Here is a 12382-nt window from a genome sequence, read left to right as displayed (position 1 = left end):
TATCTTCCCGAGTATAGTCCTGATTATAACTTAATTGAATTGGTTTGGCATTCAGCAAAAGAATATATTGCCAATCGAGTTTTCAAATCAATTGAAGAATTAGAATGTTTGTTAAATCATCTTTTAAATGAAGGAGGGTTAATTATAAAATGGGTACGAAAAATAAAAAACAAAGGCAATGCTGTTATCACAGTTTAAATGCGCAACAGCTTACACTGTAACTCAAAGGCAACGCGGCAGTCAATAGTTGAGAAATTATTTTGATAAATTTTACTAAAGCTATCCTAAGCCTATAAGCTAAGAGTTAGCCTTAGAGAAGATCAAGCTTGTATAGTAAGGCTTGCTATGGTTTGCTTAGCAATAATTATTATTAATGAACTCTCTAGAGTTAAGTGGACTATAGAGAATCAGCAGTCGTCAGCTGTCAGCCGTCAGCTGTCAGCCGTGAGCATTAGGCTCACGCTATGGGAACAGCCTAATGCTTTACATAAACCTGGAACCAAAAAATTTAAGAGTTGGAGATTTTATCAAATTGAAAGTCTGGGTAAAAGCCCATCTAAGCATTCAGCAGTAAACCATTGGCCTTTGGCCAAGCGTGCCCATAAGCTAGCACCTCAAGTAGCGTGCGGATAGCGCTAATCGCTGATAGCTGATAGCTGAGAGCTGATAGCTGATAGCTGAGAGCTGATACGCGACACGCTGATAGCTTACCAGCACTCTGCTCTTAAGGAAGTGCTAAGCTGTCACAGCAAGGTGGATAGACTCAGAAGTAGTACAGGAATCAAGAAGAAAACGCTTGCAATATAGACAAAGGCTAAATACTTCCGCTCAGTGGCAACAGCGGCTAAGGTTTCTGCACCCAGGATTGGCATTTGTCTCAACACAGGAATGCTGTAGATGATCACAACTGCGAGGCTGTTGTAAAGTAGATGCACTGTAGCTATTTCTAGAGCAGGGATTGGGTTTTCCGTTATTCCGGTCGCCGCAAGTAAAGCAGTGATACAGGTTCCGATATTTGCCCCTAGGGTGAAGGGATAAATTTCTTGTAAGCTCAATAAACCTGTACCAGCTAGGGGAACGATCAGGCTGGTGGTAGTTGAGGAAGATTGCACGATTACAGTGACTAGTGTCCCAGAAGCAATCCCAGCAATGGGACCGTTACCGATAGCAGTGTGCAACATCTGATTCGCTCGTCCTACCATTAGGGTTTTGAGCAGTTTGCCAATGAAAAAGATGGATAGGAAAATAACACTGATACCTAGGACAATCAGGGCAATACCATTAAATGGTTCTGGGAAAATGTTACTGATAGTTTTAATCCTATCAGTGACTGGAGCAGTGGCAAATTTAATCAGATTAACGTTGTTTAAGCTGAGCGAGTTTTCCCCCACAACCAGGCTTGTTAAAAACAGACTAATCTTTTCCAGGAAGTGAGTGGTAATTTCCAAAGGTAGGAAGATAACGACACTAATCAGATTGAATAAGTCGTGGATGGTTGCAGCAGCAAAAGCCTGTTTAAATTCGTCCTTATTTTGAATATGTCCTAAACTAACCAGTGTATTAGTGATGGTGGTGCCAATGTTAGCGCCCATAACCATAGGAACAGCCGTTGCCACTGGCAAACCACCAGCTACTAGACCTACAATAATCGAGGTTACTGTACTTGAAGATTGGATTAAAGCAGTTGCTAGGGTACCGACAATTAAAGCAGCAAAGGGATTAGTAGCAAACTCGAACAATTCCTTAGCTTGCTCCCCAGTAGCTGACCTAAAGCCTGTACCAATTATCCCTACTGCCAAAATTAGTAGGTAAACCAAAACCAGAATACCTACCCATTTGTAGAAGCTAATAACAAGCTTGTCTGAGTTCTGAACCCTTTCCATTACTTTATTATTACTGTATTAGTTTATTCAGCAACTACCAAGTCAAACTGTAAGCTATCAGCTATCAGCTTTCAGCTATCAGCTATCAGCTATCAGCTATCAGCTATCAGCTTTCAGCTATCAGCTATCAGCTATCAGTTATCAGCTATCAGTTATCAGCTTTCAGCTTATGCGCTACGCGCACGCTACTTGAGGTGCTTATGCGCTACGCGCACCCTAAGCGAACAGCCAAAGGCTGACGGCTGACGGCTGACGGCTGAAGGCTGAAGGCTGAAGGCTGAAGGCTGACCGCTGACCGCTGTTCGCGTAGCGTGCGCGTAGCGCATATGCTTAAAATCAAGGTAACCAAAAATTAGTGAATAACGTCTGACCAAACTCCCGTACAGTTTTGTTAATATTCCGTGTTATCTGAATATGGAATTCATCTGCATCAACAGGAATAATCTTAGCTAGATTCCCTTGTCTAAAGCGCCTAATTACCAAATTTGCTGCCTCTAAACCGGTAACATACGCTTTTTCCTGAGACCAAGAACCGTGGCGAGTGACAATCCAATCCCCGCTCATAAATACATTTTGAATACTAGTGGTTCGCTGCATCATATACTGATAGCTACCGGGAGCAAAGTGAGTCACCCCTTGGGGTACTCGAATCACAGTACTGTCAATCAGATTTGCCTCTCTAAAACCAGAAACACAGGTGCCTAAGTCACGCTGAACTTTCTGGATAATTTGCTCATCACTCAGGGGTAGCAACTGGTTAGCATGGTAAAAGTCTGCTTCAATCACGCTACCAGGTTCATCCCGGTACTCATCGTGCAAGGCATTAAGGTCAAAAAATGTCCAACCCGTGGTTGCATCAAAGCCAAAACAAGCATTAGAGGGATGACGAATCTCAACTTTGCGGTCAAACCATAGCCTGGTTGATAGCACATCAATTGCCCCTAAATTCATCAGGTTGCGGAATTCCTTGCGGCTTTGGAGCATGGTGCTACTCTGAAGGATTTTCTTCATACCATTGATACTGACAGCAAAAATCACCGCGTCAGCCTCAAAGCATTCATCACCACACATCACCCCTTTGGCCTTGCCTGTGTGGTCTAAAATAATGTCATTAACCCGTTTATTGGTAAGTACCTTTCCCCCGGCTTTTTCAATCTGTTCCACCCAGGGTTTAAATATCATTTGTGCTACCGTTCCTCGGCACCAGACCACATCAAAGTCCGGTTGGTGAGCCAAAATGAAGTAATACAGCATTCCTAGGGCGGCTGCGGCTGAACATTGCTCTCCTGGAGCAAATAAACCCACTAACAGCATGGGCTCAAAGGAATCCTTGTAGAGTCGAGCCGAAACCCCAAACTGTTTAAATAATTCACGGGCGGTTACCGAGTCGTACCTAGCCCACGCCTGGTGGGAATTATCGAAGTCAATAACGGCATAGAGCAGGGGTAAGGCAGAGAGTCGATCAATCAGGGGTAAGCGTTTGAAATCAGTGTAGAGGAAGGTTCCTAGAGGGGTGGGAAGTCGTGGTTCATTTTGAAATATAGGGGATTCGACTTCTAATCCAGCAGGAGAATACTGGGAAGAACGGGTGAAAGGAGTGAAAGGATTGAGTCGGAGTTCCTTTACGAGGTTGAAAATGTTGTGATAGGGATACCAGAAACCATGAATTCCCCCTTCTACAGAACGTCCACCGGTCGTTTTCCATCCTGCCACTAAACCACCGGGAGAGGAACTTGCTTCTAGGAGAGTGACATCGTAACCTTGTTTGGCTAAGTGGTGAGTTGCGCCTAAGCCTGCCCATCCAGCACCGACTACAACTACTCGTTTTCTTTCTGAGAGTTCTGACATTGGCCTTTTCTTGAGTCTATTTACAACTCTTTTCTCAGGATGACATAACTATGAAGTTATGTTAAGGTCACTGCGTAATCGGTGATGCGATGCTCCTTTGGAGCCGCTACGCGAACGCATTCGGCAAATCCTCAATACAGCAGTGGCTATTACCCATTACCCATTACCCATTACCCATTACCCATTACCCATTACCCATTACTCTCCAAAAAAAAAAGCGGCTGCAACCATTGCTACAACCGCCACTGTACATCAACTGGGAGGAAATCCTAGAGGCATATGTCAAAAACTGTCCAAGATGTTTGACAAGCTCTAGTAAAGCTACGTTACTTACTTAATACAAGGTGTCTTCCACAGATTCCCGAAAATTTGATCAGAAATTTCTGGCAATTGGGAAACATCACTGCTTGCCTTAGGTGTTAGGAGTTAGGTGTTAGGTGTTAGGTGTTAGGTGTTAGGTGTTAGGTATTAGGTATCAGGTATTAGGTGTTAGGTCTTACAACTTAACTTAAAATCTTGTATTTTAACCGCCAAGTAATTATTTAGTGATATTTTATATTAACTGTTAGATATTAACTGTTAGATATTAACTGTTAGATAGTTAATCAAAGTTTCTAGTCCCTAGTAATTAACACATAATACCTAGACTGTCAACAGCTGAATACTGGGTTAGTCTTAACCAAAACTCCGAGTATCCTGGAGTAGTTGAGCTAGCTTAGCAGGAGCCTCACACCATAATCTTTGATTTGGTGTGAGAGGAATGCGCGGCTGTTAAAGGGGTTCAATACCCCTTTAACAGCAAATTACACTTTCAAAGAATCCTGAGATTTAATATATCTTCGTAATAATTTAATCATCTTTCATGGCAACCTTTCCAAAATCTATACACTAATTAGTGTATTATTAACTATAGTGACCAACACCAGGGGATGAAATACACTTACCAGTATAAAGCACTTCCAAGCACCGACCAAAAGCTAGAGATAAATCTTTGGCTAAGGATTTGCCAGTACTGGTATAATCGTCAGCTTGGTGAAAGGTTTGATTGGTGGGAACGTAACAGAACTTCGGTTAACTCTTGCCCCTTGGTCTGTCATCTTCCTGAACTGCGCGATCGCCCCAACTACTACAGCCAAAAGAAACTTTTACCAGGACTCAAAAAGGGTAAGGTAACAGTGGAATGGTCAGGATATGATTTAGATTTTTCACGGGTTCCAGCTAATACTCTGCAGCAGGTCTGTAAACGTGTAGATAAGGCGTTTGATCGGTTTATTTATGGGGACAATAACGGCAATAGGAGTGGTAAGCCTCGCTTCAAATCTCAACCTCGTTATCGCTCATTTATTGTTGAAGGAGCAGGTTTAACCCTGCATTCATGTTCGACTGGGGGAAAGTTCCTTTACCTGAAAATACCCAAGATCGGCTTGCTAAAAATTCGCTCTCACCGCCATCTACCGGATGGTGCAATCCTCAAACAAGTGCAATTCATCAAAAAAAGTGATGGATGGTTTGTAAACCTTAAACTTGATGATCCTACTGTTCCTGGTATTACACCTGATGTAATCGTGCCGAATTGGGAGAACTCCCTAGGAATGGATGCAGTACTTCACCAGGAGTACTATCTGGCGACATCTTTAGGGGGAAAGCTACCATCCGCCAAGTTTTTGAGGCGAAATCAATCTAAATTAGCCAAAATTTCCAAAAAGAAAAATGCTCGCACCTCAAGGCAGTAAAGCACGCCGAAAACTAGCGAAAAAAGAGGGGTTGCAACACCAAAAAATTGCTCGCGCCAGAAAAGATTTCCAATACAAGACTGCCCACAGCTTAGTAAGTACAGGCAAGAAAGTATTCTTTCATGAAAACCTCAACCTTAAAGGTTTAAGTAAGCGTAATGCACCATTACAAGACAAAGAAGGGAAATACCTACCAAATGGTCAATCGGCCAAGTCCGGGCTCAACCTAAGTTGGGCGGATGCCGCTTTTGGAGAATTCTTTGTAATCCTTGGTCACATAGCTGCGAAAGCTGGAGCCGTTGTGGTTGCCAAGAATCCTGCTTATACCTCTCAATTGTTATCCTATCGAGATCAAGTGATTTTTACTGATTGCGGTATCCGGAAATATTGGGATGAAATAGAAAACCTCTGGGTTGATAGAGATATTAATGCTGCTATCAACATCAAGAGAGTGGGGCTGGACGTGTTCCCCACTATAAAACGCCTTAAAGGTAGCATCAAAATAGTTGATTCTATTACTGATGATACCTCCAAGGAAGTTCTACGCACTCTTCGGGGTGCCTGAGAAGCCTACACCATACCTTTAAGGTTGGTGTAGGAGCGTCACATTACAGACCTGAGGCTGACCCTGCATAACATATACATACCTGTGTGAACATAGTATTTTCGGAGAAAGGCAATATCAGCAAAGGCGGAGCGATCGCATTATGACTCAACTATATGAGCAGCTCAACCAGCTAGTGACGGAAGCATGTAGTCATCCACCTGGAAGCGCTCACCGTCAAAAAAACTTAACAAAAATTATTCGTTTAGTCACTAAGAAACTTTGGCAAGAACATACTCCCTACTATCAAGACGCACTCCAACAAACCTGGATTTACTTTTGCCAGAATATTTGCGAAGGCAAAACCGGTAATCCCTACGACTCTAGCCGTGGCAGTGTGGTCACTTGGCTCAATTTCTACTTGAAGAAACGACTCCAAGACTTTCGCATCAAGAACATAGACGGACAACGTCAGACAGTCTCTCCTATCAAGGCTCAAAATGGTGAAAACCTTGACCCGATCAATAGTGTGGCAGCTCCACCTGAGGTGCCTAGGTTACTCGAAGATGTTAGGGAATGGGTGGAAACGGCGGGTGTTGATAGTGATCTACGCACTACCCATGTTAAAGGTCATCCAGAGGTCACCTGCCAAGTCTTAATTTTACGACGCTTGCCTCCAGAAACTAGCTGGAAAACTCTCTCAGAAGAGTTTAATGTATCAATTTCTACATTAAGTAGCTTTTATCAGCGACAATGTTTGCCCCGTTTGCGTAAATTTGGAGAATCGGAAGGATATCTATAATAGGAGGTTCCTTAAAAAGACTTACCTTAACCTTAACCTGGTTCAGTCAAGGTGTTCACATCAGTACAGAAACACAATTCCTATGACCTACAACACCCATAACCTAGAACAATTTGCCCTTCCTCTGCCCATTACTGACAATGCACGCAGGAGTGCTGAGCAATTTGCTAGGCAGCAGCCTACCTCTGAAAAAGCTGAGCAAGTTCGACTCAACACCTTGGCTGTGTTGGTTGTCAATGATTACATGCAAATGCTGGGGATGCCTACAGATTTAAAAGCCTCAGACAGCTGGAATCCTATTATACGCCTGTTAGCTAATGTGGCCGACTTGGAAATATCCGATATCGGTCGTATCGAATGCCGACCGATCAAAGCCCAAGATTCCCTTTGCCATATTCCCCCCGAAGTTTGGTGTGATCGGATTGGCTATGTAGTTGTTCAGATTGATGAACAATCGTCCCAGGGAACAGTGTTGGGATTTACTCCAACTGCTGATACCGAAGAATTACCCATTAGCCAACTACGACCCGTTGACGATTTAATCGATCAGTTCCATCAACCCATCTCAGAGCTAGCCCAGAGAACTAGGGTAAACTTGAGTCAGTGGTTAGACAATGTGGTTGAAACCGGTTGGCAAACTCTCGAAAGCTTGGAAAACTTGTTAAACCCACCCGAACCAATTTTCGCTTTCCGCTCTTCTGGTCTAGAGTCAACTGAGGCGTTACCCCTAGAGGAAAATCTTGATGTGGGGATTAGGCGGGCTAAGTTAATCGACTTAGGCCTATTGCTAGCGGGTTCCCCCGTGGCTTTGGTGGTGGAACTTTTACCAGAATCTGAACTCAAGCAAAATATTTGCCTCAAGGTATATCCCACCGGTAGTAAAACCTATTTGCCTCCCAACCTCACACTCACTGTGCTGGATGGATCGGGAACAGTGTTTCTTGAAGCCCAAGCCAGACAAATCGATAATTACATTCAATTGCAGTTCAGTGGTTTACCAGGAGAGCAATTTAGTGTCGAAGTTGCCCTTGGCGATGCCAGGATTATTGAGGATTTTGCAATCTGATCCCGTAGCGTGGCCTACGGCCAATCTAGGAATTCCTGAATTTAGCCATCGACACACCACCGAAAGCGTTATAATTCAAAGTCCTTCGGGGATAGATCGGTTATCTGGTGTCTTGTTTGATATCAGTTTTGATATCAGTCAGTGGTCAATCCTAAGGCACCGATACACCTTCTATAAACCTCTATAAACCTCTATAAATAAGTAAAATGAGGGTAGAAATCACATCTGCAACACCAGTGATCCATGACCAATGACAAATAACACGCGCAGCATTGGTAAATTAGTTGTCTTAAAGATAGGAGATGGTTGCTTTGACCAAGGGTTTCCAGTCACTTTACAGATTTTGGAAGAGGGCAAAAGCCCTTTGTTGGAAATCACTGGCAGGTTACCTCCTGCTCCGGAAATTATGCAATCGTGCCAAAGTTGGACAACGAGTTATCACAGTTTGGGGTTACGTTCCCGTCTAGAAGCATCTGTGGTACAAGTGACCAATGTATCTAAACTGGAACGGTGCTACAATGCAGCCCAAGTCTTAGGCGATCGCTTAAATGCTTGGCTATCCTCAGAGCCATTTCGACCGATTAAGGAGAAATTACTCGAACAACTATTACCCTCCGATGAAATTCGTCTCATTATTCAAACCGAGAACAGTTGTTTACGGCGACTGCCCTGGCATCTGTGGGATTTTTGGGAACGCTATTCCAAGGCAGAAATTGCTTTAAGTGCCTTAAAGTTTGAACCAGTCACTCTAAATCCCAAGCCCCACCAGAAGGTGAAAATTTTAGCAATTATTGGCAATAGTATTGGTATTGATACCGAAGCGGATCAGAAGTTGCTAGAGAAATTACCTGATGCTCAGCTCACGTTCCTTATAGAACCCAAGCGCCAGCAAGTCCATGAAGCCCTTTGGGAGCAATCCTGGGATATCCTCTTTTTTGCTGGTCATAGTTCCAGTAAAAACGATGGTAAAACGGGTCACATTTATATTAATAAAACCGATAGTTTAACCATTAATCAGTTAAAGTTTGGCTTAAAAAGAGCAATTGGAAAAGGCTTAAAAATCGCTATTTTTAATTCTTGTGATGGATTGGGTTTAGCCTCGAATCTGGCTAATTTACAGATTCCCCAAATTATTGTGATGCGAGAACCGGTACCCGACCGGGTTTCACAGGAATTTTTGAAATATTTTTTAACCGCTTTTGCTGGGGGGCAGTCCTTCTATTTAGCAGTGCGGGAAGCTAGGGAACGATTACAAGGGATAGAAGACGAGTTTCCTTGTGCAACTTGGTTACCGATAATTTGTCAGAATCCTGCCGCAAAGCCACCGACTTGGCCAGGGTTGAGGGACAGTTTTGATGGAAAATATCCACTTCCACCTCCACCTCCACCTCCACCTCCACCTCCACGCCCTGAGCCTCTAAGCTTCGTCAAGGTATTAGTGAGCAGTTTAGTAATTACATGCTTCTTGATAGTTATACAGCAGCTCGGTTTACTGCAAGGTTTGGAGTTGAAAGCCTTCGACCACCTGATCAATAGAAGACCAGCGGAGTTTCCCGATTCCCGTCTGATAGTGGTAGAGGTGACTGAAGAAGATATTGAAGCTCAGCAGTCGGATTTAAGACCAGCTACCTCCTTATCAGACCGATCACTCCAACAACTGTTAGAAATACTTAATTCCTCTCAAGCCAAAGTCATTGGCCTAGATATTCATCGTGATTTTCCTGTAGCCCCAGATTATCAGGATTTGGGAAGGCTCCTAGAGCAAAGCGAGAATTTGGTTACGGTCTGCAAAGCCAGTAACGAAGAGGATAAAGGAATTTCACCGCCCCCAGAAGTTCCGAAACAAAACTTGGGCTTTAGTGATGTTGTAGTTGACCCAGACGGGGTGATCCGTCGCCATCTGTTGGCGTTTAACCCTGATCCAAAATCAGTGTGTAGTGCTTCTTATGCTCTGAGTACCCAGTTGGCCATGCGGTATCTAGTGGCAGAGGGAATCTTTCCCAAATACACAGAAGCTCAAAAACAAGATAAACAATACTTACAGCTAGGTGATGTAGTCTTTAAACCCTTAACCCATCATACTGGCAGTTATCATAAGCTTCATGCCTGGGGACACCAAATCATGCTGAATTACCGTTTTCACCAATCTCCAGAGGATTTTGTGCCCCAAGTCACTCTCTCTCAAGTTCTAAAGGGTAAGATCAATCCTGATGCTTTCAAGGGAAAAATTGTTCTGATTGGGGTTACTGCTCCCAGCCGTAAGGATTATTTGTTTACACCCTATAGTAAAGGTAATGACATAGAGGATCAAACACCAGGGGTAATTATTCATGCCCACATGGTAAGTCAGATTCTCAGTGCTGTTTTAGATGAGCGACCCCTGATACGGCATTGGCCTGCATGGCGTGAAGTAGTGTGGATTTGGGGTTGGGGCCTAACGGTTGGTCTGGTTTGTTGGCGCTGTAAATCCTCCCTACGTTTGGGTGTGTTGCTGTTGGCTCTATCGATTCTCTACGGGTCCTGCTTAGGTCTTTTGAAACAAGGGTATTGGGTACCATTAGTCCCCTCAGCATTGGCTGTGGTGGTTATTGGTAGTTTTATTGTTCTCTATGATCAACCTTCACCATATCCTCTAAAATTGATCAAGTAATCTCAGAATTGAGAATTGAGAATTAAGAATTGAGAATTGAGAATTGAGAATTGAGAATTGAGAATTGAGAATTGAGAATTGAGAATTGAGAATTGAGAATTGAGAATTGAGAATTGAGAATTTAGTAAGCCTGTTTCTTATATTGATCAGGTACATTCAAGTTTCTTACCCCGACTCCCGATTCCCGATTCCCGATTCCCGACTTCCTACTCCCTCGGTGCGCTTTCCGTAGGCGAATTAAATTCGCCACGGGTCGCACCGCTCCCGACTCCCTCGGTGCGCTTTCCGTAGGCGAATTAAATTCGCCACGGGTCGCACCGCTCCCGACTCCCTACTGCTATGGAACTGCAAGCATTACCCGTAACCTACACTGACATAGAAGCCGCCGCTAAACGCCTATTGGGCAATGCCCATCAAACTCCAGTCCATACCTCCAGGACTGTCAACCAGCTCACCAAGGCTCAAGTCTTCTTCAAATGCGAAAACTTCCAACGTATTGGTGCCTTTAAGTTTCGAGGGGCTTATAACGCTCTGTCACAACTATCTGAAGAACAAAAACAGCGAGGGGTTCTCACCTTTTCTTCTGGTAATCATGGCCAAGCGATCGCATTATCTGGCACTCTCCTCGGTATTCCCACCACTGTAGTCATGCCCAAAGATGCCCCAGCTGTCAAGCAAGCCGCTACCCGTGGCTATGGTGCTGAAGTAATTTTATATGATCGGGCTGAATTGAGACGAGAAGCATTAGCGGAAGAGTTATCACGCGATCGCAAACTCACTATCATTCCTCCCTACGATCACCCCCACATTATTGCTGGACAGGGTACTACGGCCAAAGAACTCCTAGAACAAGTTGGTTCACTGGATCTGTTACTGGTGTGTTGTGGTGGTGGTGGCTTACTCTCCGGATGTGCGATCGCAACCAAAACCCTATATCCTAATTGCCGTGTGATTGGTGTAGAACCAGCACAGGCCGATGATGCCACCCGTTCCTTCCATAGCAAAATCCTCCAAACTGTTGACAATCCCAATACCATTGCTGACGGAGCCAGAACTCCCAGCCTGGGTAAACTTACCTTTCCCCTAGTCCTTAATTACGTCGATGACATGGTAACTGTATCGGAAGCTGCGATTATCCGTACCATGTTTTTCCTCTGGGAACGGCTCAAAATTGTAGTTGAACCCACTGGTGCCTTAGCTGCTGCTGCCCTACTTGAAGGTATCATTAACATGCCCAATGCTCGGATTGGTGTCATTATCAGCGGTGGCAATGTGGATTTGAAGCAAATTGCTCAATTGACTGGAAACTAGGTATTAGAAGTATTAAGTTTTAAGGATTAAATATTAAGGATGAGGTATTTTTAGGATGGTACGAAGTATCCACCGTAGGCGATCGCGTTTTGGTTAGAATTGGAAGATATTGTAAGAAGGAGTGGGATTGCTTGCGTGTATTATAGAAGTTGTGCTCGCAACTCAAACTTCAGCAACGTTTAACAAATGCCACAAATTGTCTGGTCAAATTATCTACAGTATCGAGCCGAACTCAGGGGATTTGACCTAGCTAAGATCGAGGAAATCCTGAGATTTTCTGGATAGAGATATTATGATACCGTCACAGGCAGACAGATCGCAGTTGGCAAGCACGACAATCAGTTAGTCATAATTCCTTATGAACGCAGTGGTGATTTGATAACTCCAGTAACCATCCATAGCACCACCCGTCAACAACTATAGTTGTTTCAATTAAGGATAAGACGGTGATGAGGTAAAATGAAAAGGGTATATTTTCAATAACTGACAGCAATGCCATACAGTCTAGATTTCAGAAAAAAAGTAATAAACTATATAGAAAAAGG

Annotated in this window: 12 protein-coding genes; 8 read left to right on the top strand and 4 right to left on the bottom strand. The window is 43.7% G+C overall.

The features are described from left to right. Positions 1-198, top strand: a 198-nt coding sequence (locus F6K64_RS37110; protein WP_287265468.1) for a transposase, incomplete at its 5' end; no start/stop codon positions are given. A gap of 545 nt (positions 199-743) precedes the next feature. On the opposite strand, the gene F6K64_RS37105 is transcribed toward F6K64_RS37110, so the two are convergent. The 3 genes from F6K64_RS37105 to F6K64_RS37095 all read right to left on the bottom strand — a co-directional run bounded on the left by F6K64_RS37105 (position 744) and on the right by F6K64_RS37095 (position 3731). After that, positions 744-1883 (bottom strand): Na/Pi symporter, encoded by a 1140-nt coding sequence (locus F6K64_RS37105; RefSeq protein WP_008187070.1) that lies wholly within the window; start codon positions 1881-1883, stop codon positions 744-746. 185 nt (positions 1884-2068) lie between these two features. Beyond that, the gene (locus tag F6K64_RS37100; protein WP_154659861.1) at positions 2069-2209 is read right to left on the bottom strand and encodes a hypothetical protein; all 141 of its coding nucleotides are present in this window, start codon (positions 2207-2209) and stop codon (positions 2069-2071) included. A 10-nt stretch (positions 2210-2219) separates the two neighbouring features. Next, positions 2220-3731 carry a hydroxysqualene dehydroxylase gene (locus tag F6K64_RS37095; protein ID WP_008187072.1) on the bottom strand — a complete coding sequence of 504 codons (1512 nt, stop codon included), beginning with the start codon at positions 3729-3731 and terminating at the stop codon, positions 2220-2222. Between the two features lie 97 nt (positions 3732-3828). Here F6K64_RS37095 and F6K64_RS37090 point away from each other — a divergent pair, with 97 nt between their 5' ends. The 6 genes from F6K64_RS37090 to F6K64_RS37065 all read left to right on the top strand — a co-directional run bounded on the left by F6K64_RS37090 (position 3829) and on the right by F6K64_RS37065 (position 10526). Beyond that, positions 3829-4047, top strand: coding sequence for a hypothetical protein (locus F6K64_RS37090; RefSeq protein WP_008187074.1), 219 nt, complete (start codon positions 3829-3831; stop codon positions 4045-4047). A 613-nt stretch (positions 4048-4660) separates the two neighbouring features. Next, positions 4661-5464 (top strand): RNA-guided endonuclease InsQ/TnpB family protein, encoded by an 804-nt coding sequence (locus F6K64_RS37085; RefSeq protein ID WP_008187076.1) that lies wholly within the window; start codon positions 4661-4663, stop codon positions 5462-5464. Then, complete coding sequence (locus F6K64_RS37080; protein ID WP_008187077.1) at positions 5442-6029, top strand: zinc ribbon domain-containing protein; 588 nt, start codon at positions 5442-5444, stop codon at positions 6027-6029. The genes F6K64_RS37085 and F6K64_RS37080 overlap by 23 nt, the downstream gene beginning before the upstream one ends. Positions 6030-6171: 142 nt before the next feature. Further along, positions 6172-6810: a hypothetical protein gene (locus F6K64_RS37075; protein WP_008187078.1), complete on the top strand. Its 639-nt coding sequence runs from the start codon at positions 6172-6174 to the stop codon at positions 6808-6810. Between the two features lie 82 nt (positions 6811-6892). Then, positions 6893-7876, top strand: coding sequence for a DUF1822 family protein (locus tag F6K64_RS37070; RefSeq protein WP_008187080.1), 984 nt, complete (start codon positions 6893-6895; stop codon positions 7874-7876). A 250-nt stretch (positions 7877-8126) separates the two neighbouring features. Then, on the top strand, positions 8127-10526 hold the full coding sequence (locus F6K64_RS37065) for a CHASE2 domain-containing protein (protein ID WP_008187082.1): 2400 nt from the start codon (positions 8127-8129) through the stop codon (positions 10524-10526). A gap of 121 nt (positions 10527-10647) precedes the next feature. Here the strand turns inward: F6K64_RS37065 and F6K64_RS37060 are convergent, their stop codons facing one another. Further along, entirely contained in the window at positions 10648-10776 is a 129-nt protein-coding gene (locus tag F6K64_RS37060) for a hypothetical protein (RefSeq protein WP_267872066.1), read from the bottom strand. Between the two features lie 89 nt (positions 10777-10865). On the opposite strand from F6K64_RS37060, the gene F6K64_RS37055 reads away from it, so the two are divergent. Further along, on the top strand, positions 10866-11837 hold the full coding sequence (locus F6K64_RS37055; RefSeq protein WP_008187083.1) for a threo-3-hydroxy-L-aspartate ammonia-lyase: 972 nt from the start codon (positions 10866-10868) through the stop codon (positions 11835-11837). The last annotated feature ends 545 nt before the right edge of the window (positions 11838-12382 follow it).

The organism is Moorena sp. SIO3A2, assembly GCF_010672265.1.
GTDB classification, from domain to species: Bacteria; Cyanobacteriota; Cyanobacteriia; order Cyanobacteriales; family Coleofasciculaceae; genus Moorena; species Moorena producens.
This window is presented reverse-complemented; position numbering and strand designations above follow the sequence as displayed.

Bases quoted from the DNA above. Each gene is read 5' to 3' on its own strand.
- F6K64_RS37105 (WP_008187070.1), bottom strand. From the start codon at position 1,883: ATGGAAAGGGTTCAGAACTCAGACAAGCTTGTTATTAGCTTCTACAAA.
- F6K64_RS37100 (WP_154659861.1), bottom strand. From the start codon at position 2,209: ATGCGCTACGCGCACGCTACGCGAACAGCGGTCAGCGGTCAGCCTTCA.
- F6K64_RS37095 (WP_008187072.1), bottom strand. From the start codon at position 3,731: ATGTCAGAACTCTCAGAAAGAAAACGAGTAGTTGTAGTCGGTGCTGGA.
- F6K64_RS37085 (WP_008187076.1), top strand. From the start codon at position 4,661: ATGAAATACACTTACCAGTATAAAGCACTTCCAAGCACCGACCAAAAG.
- F6K64_RS37080 (WP_008187077.1), top strand. From the start codon at position 5,442: ATGCTCGCACCTCAAGGCAGTAAAGCACGCCGAAAACTAGCGAAAAAA.
- F6K64_RS37075 (WP_008187078.1), top strand. From the start codon at position 6,172: ATGACTCAACTATATGAGCAGCTCAACCAGCTAGTGACGGAAGCATGT.
- F6K64_RS37070 (WP_008187080.1), top strand. From the start codon at position 6,893: ATGACCTACAACACCCATAACCTAGAACAATTTGCCCTTCCTCTGCCC.
- F6K64_RS37065 (WP_008187082.1), top strand. From the start codon at position 8,127: ATGACAAATAACACGCGCAGCATTGGTAAATTAGTTGTCTTAAAGATA.
- F6K64_RS37055 (WP_008187083.1), top strand. From the start codon at position 10,866: ATGGAACTGCAAGCATTACCCGTAACCTACACTGACATAGAAGCCGCC.